Raw genomic sequence first — 15,311 nt, forward strand, 5'->3', positions numbered from 1 at the left:
GGCCTGCTTATTCAAAATCAATGTCGCCGTACATACCGGCCTGATAGTGCCCAGGCACGTTACAGGCGAACTCGAGGTCGGCTTTTTCGGTGAAGGTCCAAACGATCTCTTTGCTCTCACCCGGCTCCAGCAGAACGCTGTTGGGATCGTCATGTTTCATGGAGTGACCATCGCCCATGTCCATTTCCATCATCTCGTGATCGATGTGATCGCCCTTGAGCACGCCGTGCTCAACCATCATCTGCATTTCCTTCTGATGGGCTTCATGCATGGACGGTGTACCAATATTGAACTCGTGAACCAGCTGGCCCCTGTTCTGCACAACAAAACGAACGGTTTCACCGGCTTTTACATCAATGGACTTCGGCTCGTAGTAATTGTCGTGCATCTCCACGTTGATGGTTCGGGTGGCTTCAGATGCCTTCCCGGGTTCACCACTGCCTGTTCCATGCCCACCGCTGTGGGCACCGGCAGCAAAAGCAGTCGCGGACATCAATAATGAGGCCGCAATATCCAGAAACGATAAGTTCCATCGCTCACCAACCTGAATCCTTTCTGAAAATGACGAATTATTTAGCGTTCAGGCTGGGTTCAGGTAAATGCTGGACACTGGCACGTTCTGCCATACCTGCAGCAAGGGGACACACATGCGTTTACTGCTCGTCGAAGATGACCGGCTGCTTGCGGACGGGCTGACCAGCCAGCTGGAAAAGGCGGGATTCAGCGTGGATACCACCTCCTCCGCCAGAGAAGCGTCGGCGCTGGCCGATCACGAGGAATATCGCGCCGTGGTCCTGTATCTCGGGCTGCCAGACGGGAATGGTCTGGACGTGCTCCGGAAATGGCGAATGCGCGGCATCAGCTTTCCGGTCCTGATTCTGACCGCCCGGGGTGACTGGCAGGACAAAGTGAACGGTCTGAAGGCCGGGGCCGACGATTACCTGGCCAAACCGTTCCAGACCGAGGAGCTGATTGCGCGGCTGAACGCCATCATTCGCCGGAGCGAGGGGCGGGTGCATTCACTGGTGAAGGCCGGCCATTTCGAACTGGACGAGAATCGCCAAAGCCTGAAACTGGCCGATGGCACAGAGCACAGCCTCACCGGAACCGAATTCCGTTTGTTGCGTTGCCTGATGAGCCGGCCAGGGCATGTTTTCTCGAAAGAACAGCTTATGGAACAGCTGTACAGCCTGAACGACAACCCCAGCGAAAACGTCATCGAGGCCTACATCCGGAGACTCCGGAAACTGGTAGGCACCGACACCATCTCGACACGACGTGGCCAGGGGTACCTGTTTAATGATCTGGTTTAAAAAACCGGTATCGGTCAAGGGGACCCTACTGGCACTGCTGCTGCCGGCCGGCATTCTCCTGATGGCTCTCGCATGGCTGGTGCACGGGCTCCTACTTGACCGGATGTCCCGCCAATTTGTGGAAACCCGGCTCAAAGACGAAGTCGCTTTTCTGGAACACCAGATTCGCGATTCCAGTGGTCGGCTGGACACCCTACAGACCGGTGATTATTTCCAGGAAGTTTTTCACCACGCATTCGCTATCCATTCCGACACCCGGACCATCATCTCCCCCGAGAATTGGGCACCGCTGTTGATGCCACTGGTGGAGTCCGGCGAGGAAGGTACACTGCGGGTCAGTGGCGCCGAAATTGCGGAGGCGCCCTCGGATATCCTTGCTTACCGGAAGTCCTTTCGCGTGGACGACCAGCCCATCGTGGTGATCGTTTCCGAAGACCTTGGTGCCTTGAGCCGGAGCCAGGCCGAGCTTCACGCCTGGACGGCCGTTGTTTCCCTGCTGCTGATCCTGCTGCTGGTTGGCACACTCTGGCTGGGTATCAACCTGTCCATGCGCCCCGTAGTAAGCCTCAAGGCCGCATTAAAGCGGCTGCAGGATGGCGAGATATCGCGGATTGATGTCAGGGCCCCCGAGGAGTTCCAACCTCTTGTACTGCAGCTCAACCAGTTGCTCGACTCATTGGACCAGCGGCTGGAGCGCTCCCGGGATGCGCTGGCGAATCTCTCCCACAGCGTTAAAACGCCCATCGCTGCCGTTCGCCAGATTCTGGAAGATACCGACCGCCCCCTCCCCAACACCCTAAGACAACAAATGGCCGGCAGGCTCGATGATATCGACAGACAACTTGAGGCAGAAATGCGGCGCAGCCGGTTCGCGGGTCCACAGGTCGGCAAAAGCGCCTACCCTCTGAAGCAGGCCCGAGACCTTCTCTGGATGCTCGGCCGGCTGTATCCGGCAAAATCCTTTGAAATGTCGACCGTACTGACCGAAGAACGACGCTGGCCCATCGAAGAGCACGACTTGAATGAGGTGCTGGGCAACCTTCTGGACAATGCCGGCAAGTGGTCCGCCAGGTTCGTGGAACTTGGTCTGCACGAGGATGGGAAAGGATTTGCCATCACCGTTGAGGACGATGGCCCCGGAATTCCTCCCGACGCGCTGGACACCCTCGGCACCCGCGGGCTGCGTCTGGATGAACAAACGCCGGGGCATGGCCTGGGGCTGGCCATCGTGCGGGAGATTACAGACCGCTATGGTGGTACCCTGAATTTCAGCTCCGGCTCGACCGGAGGATTCAAGGCAACGGTCCATTTTCCGGGTACTACCGGGGGTATCAGGCAGTGAAGATCGGTGAACTCGCAAAGACAACGGCCATTCCTGTTGAAACCATCCGCTACTATGAAAAAATCGGTTTGCTACCGGAACCGGACAGGGACGCCAGCGGCTACCGCTCGTATCGCAACGCCCATCTGGAACGCCTTCTCTTTATCAAACGCTGTCGCAACCTGGACATGGCCCAGGACGAGATCCGCGAGCTGATCCGGCTGGCCGAGCAACCGGAAGCGGATTGCAGCGAAGTAGACGCCCTGCTGGCTCGCCATCTGACTCATGTACGGGAACGGTTGAAGGAGCTGGCGAGCCTTGAAGAAACTCTCGAGCAACTTCAGGAAGCCTGCTCCGATGGCCGCACAGTGCGCGAATGCGGCATCCTCGGCGGGCTTAGCACGGAGCTCGAGACTCCAGAGCCCGAGGACCGCCACAACCACGTTCCCGGTACCCATGGGCCGGGCCAGAACTGACGAATCTCAAAATTTTCTGCAGCAACTGTTGACCCTGTAGCTACTACAGGGTTTTCAATAAGACTATCTGAACCAAGGAGGTCTTTATGGCGTGCAGTTGCTCTGCCCCCGAACCAAAATCCCCTGCCCCGGGCTTCCGCCGGGCGTTATGGATCGCCTTGTGGGTGAACCTGGCCATGTTTGTTGTGGAAGGCATCGCCAGTCTGTCATCGGGCTCTGTCTCGCTGATGGCCGATGCCATCGATTTCTTCGGCGACAGCGCCAACTACATTCTGTCCCTCACCGTCCTCTCCATGGGTATGCTCTGGCGAGGGCGCGCAGCCATGGTTAAGGGCATCACCATGACGGTGTTTGGCCTGGTGGTCTGGGCCCGGGCCGTCTGGGTGGTGCAGGCAGGCATTACACCGGAGCCGCTGACCATGGGGGCGGTTGGTCTGCTGGCACTTACCGCCAACGTGAGCGTGGCCGCAATACTGTTCAAATTCCGTGAAGGGGATTCCGACATGCGTTCGGTCTGGCTGTGCAGCCGGAACGATGCCATCAGCAACATCGCCGTTATGGTGGCCGCACTCGGTGTGTTCGGTACCGGAACTGCCTGGCCCGACCTGATCGTTGCCGCAATCATGGGTACGCTGGCGATAACGGCCGGTATCAGCGTGGTGCGCCATGCCCGCAGCGATATCGCAGAAGCCAGGGCCAGCGAAGCGCAACCGGCGGCAACACCGTCAAGCAGCCGCTAGAAAGCAAGTGAGATCATCACCGGGATAAACGCCAGGGCAAACAGCGTGGTAAGCAATACGGTACCCGCTGCCTGCCTTGGCGAGGTATCCAGCAGGGTCGCAATGACCACAGTATTCGCGGCAATCGGCGTGATCGAAATCAGGAACATGGCCTTGTGTACGGCCGGCTCATAGATGCCCAGCACGGTTGAATCCAGCCACCAGAACACAATGGCCACCAGTGGCCAGACCACGAACTTCCCGAAAAACGCCAGGGCCGTGAAACGGACATTGCCCGCCAGGCCGCGAAAGCTGGTGATGCTCATGCCAATGATCATCATGCCCAGAATGCTGTAGGCGCCGCGCAGGTTATCGAACAGCGGCACAAAGATATCCGGAATTCCGATGCCCGCCAGGTTAAGGACGACGGCCGCCAGGAAGGCGTATACCGACGGGAGCTTCAGCACCCGCCAGAGCGAATCCTTGATGCTGTAACGCCCTCTCGCCGCCAGATAGAAGCCCACGGAGTTCTCGAACAGCGTGGTGCCCAGCATGCACACGATGTAGAGCCCCAGCCCCTCCTCACCGAACAGCAACAACGCAACCGGCACACCGAAGTACCCCGTGTTACCGGAACCCACACACAGGGGAATGATGTTGGCACTGCCGTCGGAGAGCACCCGCTTTGCCAGCTTTAATTGCGCAATTCCCAGCACAGAAGAAATCCCGAATACCAGAAACGGCAACAAGATAACTTCGGGAGAAAGCGGCGCTACCATCACCCCGGAAAACACCACTGAGGGCGTCACGATATAGAGCATGATGCCGGCGATATGACGACCACTGGCCTCAAGATAACGACCGGCGACCCAGCCCAGGGCGACCGTTACGTAGAGCGGTATAAGTTTGAAGAAAAGGGCAAGGGCTGCAGCCATCGGAACTCCGTGAGGCAAGGGTAAACTTCCAGCGACAGGAGGCGGAGTCTATCACTGAACTTTCAGCGAATCGCGATATCGACTCAGTGAAAAAGCCTTAATGATTTAAGTCATTTCAAAAGATTCTTCTCTGATACCATAATTGAGGTGACACTCATAACAGGGTCAATGCCATGAACAGTATTTTCAGGCCAGACGTCTCCTCGGCTCCATGCATGCTGGGAGAAAACAACCCGGATATTGTTGAGCAGGATGCCGCACCAGAGTCGGCAGCCCTCCTGCATGGCCTGAGCCGGGTATTCGGTATTCGTCTGGCGGGCCATGAAAATGATCCGGACGCCCGGTTTCTAGCAGACCTTGCACGCCTGTTCCACCTCAGACGGGTGGACCCCGAAACTGCACTGGAAAAGCACGATAAACCCTGGGCAAACGTTTACCTGATTCAGTACGGCATACTCCGGCTTTTCCGGGAAGCGCCAAGTGGCAAGGTGTCGGTGCACCATTTCTTTTCCGAAGGCGATATGGTCTGGCCGGTTTTTGGCCGAACCCGCACGGTACGCAATACCCTTTGCCTGACTACGGTCACGCCGGTGACTACCTGGGTGGCCGACTTCTCGGCTTTCCGGTCGGCGATCCAGTCTCATGGAGAGGGGCTCTGGCCCCAGTTCGCCCTGGCACTGACAGAAGAAATCGCAGAGCTCACCAGCATGAGGGAATTCCGAAAGCACACAATGCCGGCCCGTGATCGATATCGGTTATTGCTCGAGGAATATCCGGAACTGGTCAAACGGGTGCCGGACAATCAGCTGGCGTCATGGCTCGGTGTTGTGCCGGCGACTTTTTCCCGTCTGAAAACCGGAGCCGCAAGAACCTGACTGTGAAGGCGAGGCTCCAGGAGCGCTGCATAAAAAAGGGCAGCAAGCTCTCGCCTGCCGCCCTGAAAAACGCTCAACGCTTTGCTAAAACCTCAGTCTTATCCGTGCAGCTTTACTGCCAGTTCGGCAACGTGCTTACCCTGGAAGCGGGCAATGGCGAGTTCCTTTTCACTCGGTTGCCTGGAACCATCGCCACCGGCGATGGTTGAAGCGCCATAGGGCGTTCCACCGTTCACTTCAGAGATATCGAAGAACTCTGGAATGCCATACCCGAGGGGCACAATCACCATGCCGTGGTGCGCCAGGGTGGTCCAGAAAGAGCTGATAGTATGCTCCTGTCCGCCCCCGGTGCCGGTAGACGTGAACACGCTGGCTACTTTGCCGTGGAGCTTGCCTTCAGCCCATAAGCCACCCGTCTGGTCCAGAAAGGTACGCATCTGGCCCGCCATGTTGCCGAAACGAGTGGGCGTGCCGAAAATCACCGCATCGTATTCTGCCAACTCTTTCGGATCAGCCACCGGCGCTTCCTGATCCGACTTCCCGCCAGCACTGGCAAACGCTTCGTCGCCCATCGTCTCGGGCACGCGCTTGATGGTTACATCGACACCGTCAACGCCTTTAGCGCCGTCGGCAATGGTGTTTGCCATCGTCTCGATATGGCCATACATGGAATAATAGAGCACAAGTACTTTTGCCATGAGAAAAACCTCCCGTGTCTTTAAATCGATATACGGATGCTAACCAGAGGCAGACTCGAGAGAAATCGGAAGTTTTCCGACAGGTTATTCAGTTTTTCTGAACAGCCTCACAGGATGGTCACTCTGGGCCATTGCGTACACGTGTACGCTCAAGTATTTTATTGGCATGACATATCAGGAAGACCATTCAGTGACAGCGACAGCAACTCCATCCCCGGCACCCAATACCCATCACCGCATTGAGGAATGGCTGAACAGTGCCACCCACGGGCTCGGAGCCATCCTGAGCATTATCGGCACTGCGGCCTTGATCATTGGGGCCAGCCAGTTCGGGGATATCTGGAAGATAGTCAGCTTCAGTATTTTTGGCGCTTCGCTGATCCTGCTATACCTGGCCTCCGCCCTGTATCACAGTGCCAGGCGGCCGGAACTGAAAAGCGCCTTCAAGACCCTGGATCATTGCGCCATTTTTCTGCTGATCGCCGGTACCTACACGCCGTTCCTCCTGGTAAACATGCGCGGCACAGTGGGCTGGACGCTGTTTGCGGTGATCTGGTCGCTGGCGGTTACCGGGGTGGTGTTGAAGGTTATTTTCAAGAATCGGTTCAAACTGGCGAGGGTCGGCATCTATATCGCCATGGGCTGGTTGATCACCTTCGCGTCTTCCGATCTGGTGGCCAACCTGAGTGAGACCGCCCTGAACCTGACGATTGCCGGAGGCGTTGTGTACACCGCCGGCGTCGCCTTCTACCTGGCTGACCGCATACCTTACATGCATGCGATCTGGCACCTGTTCGTGATCGGCGGCAGCGCCTGCCACTTCAGTGCCATCTACTATGGCGTGCTGCCCCATGTGGTCTGATCAGAATGCCCAGACCATGGCCATCAGAACACCCCATGCCATCAAGGACGCTGCCATCACCGTGTAAGTGGCGGACATGACCACCACATCGTTATCGCTTCGCTCGCAAAACGAACGAACGCCCTGGTACACCAGCGCGCAGGAAAGGAACAAAGCAGCGAAAACCGCCACCACGCTCACTGCCAGCACCGGCATCAACAATGCCAGTGATGACAACCAGAGCGGCAGCGGCGCAGTTGCGGCCAGCAAATAGGCATCCTGATAGCGGATTTTCAATTGATGACTGTTCATAACCGCGTGAATCAGCCACCCCATCACGAAGAACGTCAGTAGCTCTGCCAGGAAAAGGATCGTGGTTATAAACCGCCACTCTTTGTCACCGAAGCCCTGCATGAAGGCGTCGCCGTAGTGCGTGCCGGCATAATAGAGCAGCACCGTCGGCAGAAACGACATCGGTACTACCACCACCCAGGTCAGGAACGGAATGGACAGGTCGAGGCGTCGCAATTCGGACCAGGCGCCATTGCCGGAAAAAGGTAGACGGGCAAGCTCTGTAATATTCATGATGCACCTTTAAAATGTATCCCGCGTTATTTTTACTGATAGTTTCGGTGCGCCGAACGGTCAAGGACACGAGATGACTTCGGACAACTCAAGCATGCCAAGAAAGAACATTCATGCGTTCTGGCTATTCTTCCCTGCCGCATCACTATTCGCCGCATTAACGGTTCCCCTGTCGATATACAGCGTGCTGTCCGGGACAGGCTGGCCGCCCGGTTTGCTCGGTGCGGGACACGGCCATGAGTTGATATTCGGCTTCGCCCTGGCCCTCATCGCCGGCTACACCCTCGGCCCCCAACCTGGCCGGGTACTCACTCTGCTCTTTGTGCTTTGGATACTCGCGAGGGTCAGCTGGGTTCTGGCGCCGGAAAGTATTGCCGCCCAACTGTTAAGCCCGGCCTTCGCCCTCATGCTGGCGCGCTACGCGGTCCCGAGATTTCAGGCGGCCAAAAAATGGCGCAACCGGATTGCCGGCCCGCTGATTCTGCTTCTTTGCCTGTTGTCGGTCGTTTTCTGGCTTGCCAGCAACACACTGGCCGCAAGCGCACCGGCAATACTGGATAGCCGCCAGGTACTGACAACCGCCATTGTCGGTTTGCTGCTTCTGATGACGTTTATCGGCGGGCGAGTCATTGCGCCGGCTGTGGCCGGCACGCTTGAGAAACGGGGCATCCCCCTTGAGGCCCGGGTTCAGCCACATGTTGAGTGAACCCTTCTGGCCATCTTGCTGCTGGCACTGCTGCTCAGCTTTCTGCCAGTCGCGGCCCCGGCCGTGGGTCTGTTATTGCTGGTTGCGGGTTTTCTGATTGTGGTTCGCGCTGCTCGCTGGAAGCTCTGGCACTGCCGAAACCGGCCAGACCTTCTGGTACTGGCACTTGGCTACTTATGGCTGGCTGCAGGCGCTGGCGCAAGCGGGTTAAGCCTTCTGAAAGAAAACGATCCCGTCGCCTCCATGCACCTGATAACAATCGGAGCCCTCGGCACGCTTTCCACCAGTGTCATGCTGCGGCTTGCCTGGCAGCGAGCCAGACGAATGACACCACCCATCTGGCAGGTTGTTGGCATCGCCTCGGGCATGGCCATTGCGGCAGTCGCCCGACTCTACGCGGGCAACGCGCCTTTTCTTGAACCGGTTGCACTCTGGTTGGCATCGGCGAGCTGGTCCTGCATCTACGGTTTTGTGGCGCTGCAGACGATTTTACTGTTCCGGGATAGCCAGAACCGCCGGAAATGATTGGCTACCTCCACTGCGCCAGCATCCATAACGCCTACCCACTTCGGGATATCACTATCGCACCCATTTGATTTTAATAGATTTTATCGATCTGAAGCGCGCCTGGATTTTCATCAAAAAACTCACCTTCTGACACGTCATTTTGTCCTTGAGAAATATCAAGAATGACTCCCCGCCTCGCTTTGCACAATGGTGTCGAGAAGCCCGAGCGCCACCAGAAACGGGGCCAAGGGCACGTTAACCGAGGGAGTCAAAATCATGGCCAAAACCAACGCAGACATCGAACACTGGGATGTCGAGAGCGAAGAATTCTGGGAGCGGGAGGGCAAGCGCATTGCTTCCCGCAACCTGTGGATTTCCATCCCCAGCCTGCTGATGGGCTTTGCCGTCTGGCTGATGTGGGGGATGATCACCACCCAGATGAAGAACCTGGGTTTTCCTTTCAGCATTGAGCAACTGTTTACACTGTCTGCGATTGCAGGCCTGTCTGGCGCCACCCTGCGGATCCCCGCCTCGTTCATGATCAAGATCGCCGGCGGACGAAACACGGTGTTCCTGACCACTGCCCTCCTGATGATTCCTGCTGCCGGTACCGGCATCGCCCTGATGAACCCGGATACACCGTTTATCGTGTTCCAGGCCCTGGCACTGCTATCCGGTATCGGCGGCGGTAACTTCGCCTGCTCCATGAGCAACATCAGTACCTTCTACCCGAAAAGCAAGCAGGGCTATGGCCTCGGCATGAACGCCGGTCTCGGTAACTTCGGCGTCACCACCATGCAGGTGGTCATCCCACTGGTCATGACCGTGGGTATCTTCGGCGCCCTGGCCGGTGACCCTATGCAGCTGCAGAGCCCCAGCGGCACGCTGATTGGCCGCATTGAGGCGGGTACCGATACCTGGATCCAGAACGCCGGGTTTATCTGGCTGGTGTTTCTGATTCCGCTGGCGTTTGCCGGCTGGTTTGGCATGAACAACCTGAAAGTGGTTACCCCGAATCCGGGCAACCCGCTTTCGGCCTTCGGCAAGATTCTGGGGCTCTACGGCGTGGGTATTCTCGCCTCCATCGCAGGCGTCTGGGCCCTCAGCGTGCTGAACATGTGGCTGGCCCTGCCCCTGACCATCGTGCTCACACTGATTCTTCTGCGGCTGATCCCCGGCGATATCAAGCCCAACATCCAGGCCCAGTTTGCAATCTTCAGCAACAAGCACACCTGGTCCATGACCGTGCTCTACATCCTTACCTTTGGATCATTCATCGGCTTCTCCGCTGCCCTGCCGCTGTCCATTACCGTTATCTTCGGCAACATGATGGAAGTGGCAGCCGATGGCACGGTAACCCGTGTGGTCAACCCTGATGCGCCGAGCGCACTGACCTGGGCCTGGATGGGGCCGTTTGTTGGCGCGCTCATTCGCCCGGTGGGCGGCTGGATTTCCGACAAGGTGGGTGGATCCATCGTTACCCAGATCATCTCGGTTGTGATGGTCGCAGCCTCCGTGGCCACCGGCTACGTGATGATGCTGGCCTACAACTCCACTGATCCGAACGCCTACTTTGCACCGTTCCTGATCCTGTTCATCATCATGTTTGCGGCCAGTGGTATCGGTAACGGCTCCACCTTCCGCAGCATCGGTTTCATCTTCAACCAGCAGCAGAAAGGCCCGGTTCTGGGCTGGACCTCTGCGGTTGCCGCCTACGGCGCGTTTATCGCCCCCAGGGTGATGGGCCAGGAAATCCAGGCCGGCACCCCAGAGGTGGCCATGTACGGCTTTGCGGTGTTCTACGCACTCTGTCTGGTGGTTAACTGGTGGTTCTACCTGCGCAAGGATGCGTACATCAAGAACCCCTGATACAGGGTTCAAGTAACAGCCGGCGTCCGTGAAGGGCGCCGGTTTTTTTATGCCTGCTTTCCATCAAAGGCTACCTCCTTACCTGCACAAAATGACGCGCACGCTGGCAAATGCTAGATTCAGGATATTGGATTTAATCCCAAGAGAACCAGGGAGCCTGCCATGTCCTTCGAAGAGCTATTCGACGCGAGCTACGAGCGTGTCCTACAGACCCCACCCGAGGTGCCTGACTTCTTTGAAGGCTTCTATCGCCGGTTCCTGATGTCTTCTCCCGAGGTCCGGGCACTGTTTCGCAATACCGATATGGCCGTTCAGCGGAGTATGCTGAAGAAATCCTTTTTCAGCCTCGTAGCCTTTTACGCCAGCGGCAACGTTGACGATGTCCTTCATCGAATTGCCTGCCTGCACAGCGCCCGCCATCTGAGCATCAAGCCCTACCTCTACGACCTCTGGCTCGACTGCCTGACGGACACCGTAAGAGCCTATGACCAGGAGTGCAGCGACGATATCGAACTGGCCTGGCGGTTGGTTCTGAGCCCTGGAATCACCTACATGAAATTCGGCTACGACCACTTCTGATCCGTGGTCATAGTAAGACAGGCCTGGCCCCCAAAATGATGTCCCTTCAAACGCAAAAAAAGCCGCCGGGCAATGCCTCGGCGGCCTTTTCTTCAACCGTTCCGGGTTAGCTGGTAGCGGCAGCCTGCCGGCGACGCTCTTCCTCTTCGATCTGGAGATCCACAGAGGACACCTGGTATTCGTCGGCAAAGCCTGACTCCGGCTCCTTCAGCCACATGATGCACAGCAACCAACTGACAAACGCGCCACCGGCAATGATGTAGAAGAACTGGGTCGGGGTTACGAAGGTGAAGATGGTCAGGTACACCACCGCACCCACGTTACCATAAGCGCCCGCCATGCCGGAGATCTGGCCGGTCAGGCGCCTCTTGATAGAGGGTATGATGCCAAAGGTGGCGCCCTCGGCACCCTGCACGAAGAACGAGGTGAATACGGTAATACCCACGGCAATAATCAGCGGCCAGTTAGAGTTCATCAGGCCCATAAGCGCGAAGCCCACCGAGATGCCGAACATGTAACTGAGCATCACAAACCGGCGGTTGCCCATACGGTCTGAAACCAGGCCACCCATCGGGCGTGCCACCAGGTTCACGAAAGCGAAGGAGGCAGCGATAAGGCCGGCTGCGGTCGCACTCAGGCTCCAGGTTTCCTCGAAGAACATCGGCAGCATGGACACCACCGCCAGCTCGGCACCAAAATTGGCGAAGTAGGTGCTGTTCAGAGCTGCAACGCTGTTGAACGGGTACTTGTCGTCCTCGGGCACACCCTGTTTCAGCAAGGGAATATTAACCCGGAGAATCTGGATAATCTGATAGCAGACAATGGCCACGATCACCGCGTAACAGATAGCGGCTCCGGTCGCACTCAGGTACCCCATGGTCTCGATTCGCCATACCAGGATGCCCAGAACGCCCACCAGGGGAATGGTCCAGAGGATCAACTTGATCATGTCCCCCCAGCTGCTGACTTCCAGAGCCACGGCCTTGCGCGGCTTGCGATGAACGGTGCCCGCCGGGCCGTCGGTAATCGCAAACCAGTAGTACACACCATACGCCGCCATCACGATTGCGCTCTGGGCGATGGCCCAGCGCCAGCCGTCTTCACCACCGTACATGTGCAGTGCAATGGTTGGCAGAGTTATAGCCGCAGCGGCCGAGCCGAAATTGCCCCAACCGGCATAGAAGCCTTCGGCGAAGCCGATGTCTTTCGGTTTGAACCACATGGCGGTCATGTGGATACCCACCACAAAGCTGGCACCGATGGAGCTGAGCACCAGACGGCTGACCAGCAGTTGCGTCATGGTGTTACCGAACGCAAACACCAGCGCCGGGATGGACATCAGCACCATCAGAACGGAGAACACGCGACGGGGACCAAAGCGGTCCAGAGCCATGCCTACGATGATCCGGGCAGGAATGGTCAGTGCCACGTTACAGATGGCAAACAGCCGAAGGTCATCGGCGGTCAGCCAGTCGACGCTTTTGAGCATGCTCGATGCCAGCGGCGCCATGTTGAACCACACGTAGAACGTGATAAAGAATGCGATCCAGGTCAGGTGCAGTGCCCTGACTTCCAGATTCTTGACGTGGAAAACGTCTGCGACTTTCATGTCAGCCTCCCTGGGCTTTCAGATACAGAAACGGTTATGGCCAGACTCAACGGCTGGGCAGAATAAGAAGCGGGCACTGGATGCGGCGGGCGAGGAAGGAACTCACGCTGCCGAAGGTCATGTAATCCAGTTCGTCCACGAAATAGGTCAGTGAGCGGGCAATGAAGCCACCGTCGGGCTCGTGGCTGTGGCGTGCGATAACCAGCATGTCCGGGTGGACCTTCTTTTCCGCGGCGAATAGCAGCATCTTTCTCGGGTCACCCTCCAGAAGCATGCTTTCGGCGGAGACCTGTTCCTGTTCACACACCTCCATCGCCTCGGCGATGTGCTTTTTCAGATCGGCCACTTCTTCCTGGAACATGTCCTCGTTTCCCGAGGTGATGTCCCGCGGATTCTCGGCAACGGCAACCAGGGTGATCACAGGCTTGAGATCGCGAAACATGGTGATGGTCTGAGCCAGGGCCAACCTGGCATTTCGCGAGCCGTCGTAGGCAATCATGATTTTCATTTTGGGTTCTCCCAGGGCGTTTCGGGCGCCCTTTCAAAGGCCATTTCAAGGGGCATCCATTGATATCTGTCAGCATTAGCCCACACTCCGGTGCCGCCCATAATTGACGTAAATCAACCCTGGCAACGCGTACCCCACGAGAGAAATCAAGGGTCTATCCCCTGCGCCTTAAAAGCCTCGGATTGCCTACCACCACTGCACCCAGCAGGAGGTACCTCCAATGCCCCGCATGGAAAAACCCTGTTTTTGGTATGGTTTAAGAGGTGCTTTCAGACAGCACTCGATGGATATCTGAAAGGAGGGGAAACATGGCTATTAGCCCATCAAAACCCGAGCAATATCGCGCGCTGGGTTTATCCACTTTCGCCTTCACCCTGTGCTTTGCGGTGTGGACCATTTTCTCCATCATCGGGATTCGCATCAGCGAGGATCTCGGGCTGTCGGATACCCAGTTGGGTCTGCTGATGGCCACCCCCATTCTTACCGGCTCGATAAGTCGACTCTTCCTGGGCATATGGACAGACCGGTACGGCGGCCGCTGGGTGTTCGGCATTCTGATGCTCACTACCGCCGCCTGCGTGTACCTGCTCACCTTCGCGACCACGTACCTCATGCTGTTGGTAGGCGCTCTGGGCGTTGGCCTGGCAGGTGGTGCCTTTATCGTGGGGGTGGCTTACACGGCGGCCTGGTTTGAACCGGAGCGGCAGGGCACAGCCCTGGGCATTTTCGGTGCGGGCAACGTGGGCGCGGCAGTAACCAATTTCGGGGCCCCGTTCCTGCTGGTGGCATTCGGCTGGGAAAGCACCGCGCAGATCTACGCCACGGTGCTGGCGATCATGGGTGTTGTTTTCATTCTGCTGGCCAAGGAAGATCCCCTGGCGGCAGAGCGGGCTGGCAGCAAGTCCAAAACCTTCCTGGAGCAGATGGAACCCCTACGGGAGCTGAGGGTCTGGCGCTTTGCCCTGTACTACTTCTTTGTGTTCGGCGCCTTTGTGGCTTTGGCCCTCTGGCTGCCGCACTTCCTGATTGGCGTCTACGGCCTGGACATCAAAACCGCCGGCATCATTGCCGCGCTCTACACCATCCCTGCTTCCCTGTTCCGGATTCTGGGCGGCTGGATGTCAGACCGTTTCGGCGCCCGCCGGGTGATGTACTGGACCTTCGGAGCGTCGGTTCTGTGCACATTTCTGCTGAGCTATCCGCCCACCGATTACGTGGTTCAGGGAATTGATGGTGATATCCGCTTTACCCTGGCCATGAACCTGCCCATGTTCGTGGCGCTGATCTTTATCCTCGGATTCTTTATGTCCCTGGGCAAGGCAGCGGTGTACAAACACATTCCGGTTTACTACCCCATGCATGTCGGCGCCGTAGGCGGTGTAGTTGGCATGATCGGCGGGCTTGGAGGATTTATCCTGCCACTGACCTTCGGCGTACTGAACGACCTTACGGGCATCTGGCAGAGCTGCTTTATGCTGATGTTTGTGATCGTCGCAGCTGCCCTGGCGTGGATGCACTACGCGATCCGCTCTGCCGAGCGGGTGGAGTGGGCCGCCAACGAGGAAAGAACGGATTTGCCGGAACTGGCCTCGCCACAGCTGTTTTATCCACTGAACCGCAAAAAACCCAAAGAACCTCTGGCGCCACCGCCAACAGCCGGCCAATCCTGACGCCGCTTGATTGATTGCCCCTCGTTGCCCCGCACTGCGGGGCTTTTTCGTATAATCGCGGGGACTGGAATGAGGCTGATTCGGTAAATGGGAGAAACAT

15 protein-coding genes and 1 pseudogene are annotated in these 15,311 nt (G+C 57.5%); 10 read left to right on the forward strand and 6 right to left on the reverse strand.

The features are described 5' to 3' along the window. Positions 1–7: 7 nt before the first annotated feature. Entirely contained in the window at positions 8–493 is a 486-nt protein-coding gene (locus tag ACP86_RS05185) for a cupredoxin domain-containing protein (protein ID WP_053112971.1), read from the reverse strand. Between the two features lie 154 nt (positions 494–647). On the opposite strand from ACP86_RS05185, the gene ACP86_RS05190 reads away from it, so the two are divergent. The 4 genes from ACP86_RS05190 to ACP86_RS05205 all read left to right on the forward strand — a co-directional run bounded on the left by ACP86_RS05190 (position 648) and on the right by ACP86_RS05205 (position 3,850). Continuing rightward, complete coding sequence (locus ACP86_RS05190; protein ID WP_053112972.1) at positions 648–1,313, forward strand: response regulator transcription factor; 666 nt, start codon at positions 648–650, stop codon at positions 1,311–1,313. Further along, positions 1,300–2,655: a sensor histidine kinase gene (locus ACP86_RS05195; RefSeq protein WP_053112973.1), complete on the forward strand. Its 1,356-nt coding sequence runs from the start codon at positions 1,300–1,302 to the stop codon at positions 2,653–2,655. Before ACP86_RS05190 ends, ACP86_RS05195 begins: the two co-directional genes overlap by 14 nt. Then, positions 2,652–3,110, forward strand: coding sequence for a Cd(II)/Pb(II)-responsive transcriptional regulator (gene cadR, locus ACP86_RS05200; protein WP_008175452.1), 459 nt, complete (start codon positions 2,652–2,654; stop codon positions 3,108–3,110). Before ACP86_RS05195 ends, cadR begins: the two co-directional genes overlap by 4 nt. An 86-nt stretch (positions 3,111–3,196) precedes the next feature. Beyond that, positions 3,197–3,850, forward strand: a complete 654-nt coding sequence (locus tag ACP86_RS05205; protein ID WP_008175454.1) for a cation transporter — start codon at positions 3,197–3,199, stop codon at positions 3,848–3,850. On the opposite strand, the gene ACP86_RS05210 is transcribed toward ACP86_RS05205, so the two are convergent. After that, positions 3,847–4,764, reverse strand: coding sequence for an AEC family transporter (locus tag ACP86_RS05210; protein ID WP_053112974.1), 918 nt, complete (start codon positions 4,762–4,764; stop codon positions 3,847–3,849). The two genes, ACP86_RS05205 and ACP86_RS05210, sit on opposite strands and share 4 nt — an antisense overlap. A 173-nt stretch (positions 4,765–4,937) precedes the next feature. Here ACP86_RS05210 and ACP86_RS05215 point away from each other — a divergent pair, with 173 nt between their 5' ends. Beyond that, positions 4,938–5,639: a Crp/Fnr family transcriptional regulator gene (locus ACP86_RS05215; protein ID WP_053112975.1), complete on the forward strand. Its 702-nt coding sequence runs from the start codon at positions 4,938–4,940 to the stop codon at positions 5,637–5,639. A gap of 98 nt (positions 5,640–5,737) precedes the next feature. Here the strand turns inward: ACP86_RS05215 and wrbA are convergent, their stop codons facing one another. Beyond that, on the reverse strand, positions 5,738–6,337 hold the full coding sequence (gene wrbA / locus ACP86_RS05220; RefSeq protein ID WP_014578220.1) for an NAD(P)H:quinone oxidoreductase: 600 nt from the start codon (positions 6,335–6,337) through the stop codon (positions 5,738–5,740). 166 nt (positions 6,338–6,503) lie between these two features. Here wrbA and trhA point away from each other — a divergent pair, with 166 nt between their 5' ends. Then, the gene (trhA, locus tag ACP86_RS05225) at positions 6,504–7,199 is read left to right on the forward strand and encodes a PAQR family membrane homeostasis protein TrhA (RefSeq protein ID WP_053112976.1); all 696 of its coding nucleotides are present in this window, start codon (positions 6,504–6,506) and stop codon (positions 7,197–7,199) included. On the opposite strand, the gene ACP86_RS05230 is transcribed toward trhA, so the two are convergent. Beyond that, entirely contained in the window at positions 7,200–7,763 is a 564-nt protein-coding gene (locus ACP86_RS05230; RefSeq protein WP_053112977.1) for a Yip1 family protein, read from the reverse strand. A gap of 94 nt (positions 7,764–7,857) precedes the next feature. Between ACP86_RS05230 and ACP86_RS05235 the strand changes: the two are divergent. The 3 genes and pseudogenes from ACP86_RS05235 (at position 7,858) to ACP86_RS05245 (ending at position 11,424) form a co-directional block, all read left to right on the forward strand. Continuing rightward, positions 7,858–8,994: pseudogene (locus ACP86_RS05235) on the forward strand (NnrS family protein). Between the two features lie 258 nt (positions 8,995–9,252). Continuing rightward, entirely contained in the window at positions 9,253–10,845 is a 1,593-nt protein-coding gene (locus ACP86_RS05240) for a hypothetical protein (protein ID WP_008175469.1), read from the forward strand. Positions 10,846–11,007: 162 nt separating this feature from the next. Continuing rightward, positions 11,008–11,424 (forward strand): globin, encoded by a 417-nt coding sequence (locus tag ACP86_RS05245; protein ID WP_053112978.1) that lies wholly within the window; start codon positions 11,008–11,010, stop codon positions 11,422–11,424. A gap of 106 nt (positions 11,425–11,530) precedes the next feature. Here the strand turns inward: ACP86_RS05245 and ACP86_RS05250 are convergent, their stop codons facing one another. Then, on the reverse strand, positions 11,531–13,033 hold the full coding sequence (locus tag ACP86_RS05250; RefSeq protein ID WP_053112979.1) for an MFS transporter: 1,503 nt from the start codon (positions 13,031–13,033) through the stop codon (positions 11,531–11,533). A gap of 46 nt (positions 13,034–13,079) precedes the next feature. Then, entirely contained in the window at positions 13,080–13,541 is a 462-nt protein-coding gene (locus tag ACP86_RS05255; protein WP_053112980.1) for a universal stress protein, read from the reverse strand. A gap of 308 nt (positions 13,542–13,849) precedes the next feature. Here ACP86_RS05255 and ACP86_RS05260 point away from each other — a divergent pair, with 308 nt between their 5' ends. Next, a complete protein-coding gene (locus tag ACP86_RS05260) occupies positions 13,850–15,211 on the forward strand; it encodes an MFS transporter (RefSeq protein WP_053112981.1) in 1,362 nt (453 codons plus the stop codon). Positions 15,212–15,311: the final 100 nt, after the last annotated feature.

This window comes from Marinobacter sp. CP1 (genome assembly GCF_001266795.1).
GTDB lineage: Bacteria > Pseudomonadota > Gammaproteobacteria > Pseudomonadales > Oleiphilaceae > Marinobacter > Marinobacter flavimaris.

Excerpts from the sequence above, each read along its gene's own strand:
- ACP86_RS05185 (WP_053112971.1), bottom strand. The coding sequence starts at position 493 with ATGTCCGCGACTGCTTTTGCTGCCGGTGCCCACAGCGGTGGGCATGGA.
- ACP86_RS05190 (WP_053112972.1), top strand. The coding sequence starts at position 648 with ATGCGTTTACTGCTCGTCGAAGATGACCGGCTGCTTGCGGACGGGCTG.
- ACP86_RS05195 (WP_053112973.1), top strand. The coding sequence starts at position 1,300 with ATGATCTGGTTTAAAAAACCGGTATCGGTCAAGGGGACCCTACTGGCA.
- ACP86_RS05205 (WP_008175454.1), top strand. The coding sequence starts at position 3,197 with ATGGCGTGCAGTTGCTCTGCCCCCGAACCAAAATCCCCTGCCCCGGGC.
- ACP86_RS05210 (WP_053112974.1), bottom strand. The coding sequence starts at position 4,764 with ATGGCTGCAGCCCTTGCCCTTTTCTTCAAACTTATACCGCTCTACGTA.
- ACP86_RS05215 (WP_053112975.1), top strand. The coding sequence starts at position 4,938 with ATGAACAGTATTTTCAGGCCAGACGTCTCCTCGGCTCCATGCATGCTG.
- wrbA (WP_014578220.1), bottom strand. The coding sequence starts at position 6,337 with ATGGCAAAAGTACTTGTGCTCTATTATTCCATGTATGGCCATATCGAG.
- trhA (WP_053112976.1), top strand. The coding sequence starts at position 6,504 with ATGACATATCAGGAAGACCATTCAGTGACAGCGACAGCAACTCCATCC.
- ACP86_RS05230 (WP_053112977.1), bottom strand. The coding sequence starts at position 7,763 with ATGAATATTACAGAGCTTGCCCGTCTACCTTTTTCCGGCAATGGCGCC.
- ACP86_RS05240 (WP_008175469.1), top strand. The coding sequence starts at position 9,253 with ATGGCCAAAACCAACGCAGACATCGAACACTGGGATGTCGAGAGCGAA.
- ACP86_RS05245 (WP_053112978.1), top strand. The coding sequence starts at position 11,008 with ATGTCCTTCGAAGAGCTATTCGACGCGAGCTACGAGCGTGTCCTACAG.
- ACP86_RS05250 (WP_053112979.1), bottom strand. The coding sequence starts at position 13,033 with ATGAAAGTCGCAGACGTTTTCCACGTCAAGAATCTGGAAGTCAGGGCA.
- ACP86_RS05255 (WP_053112980.1), bottom strand. The coding sequence starts at position 13,541 with ATGAAAATCATGATTGCCTACGACGGCTCGCGAAATGCCAGGTTGGCC.
- ACP86_RS05260 (WP_053112981.1), top strand. The coding sequence starts at position 13,850 with ATGGCTATTAGCCCATCAAAACCCGAGCAATATCGCGCGCTGGGTTTA.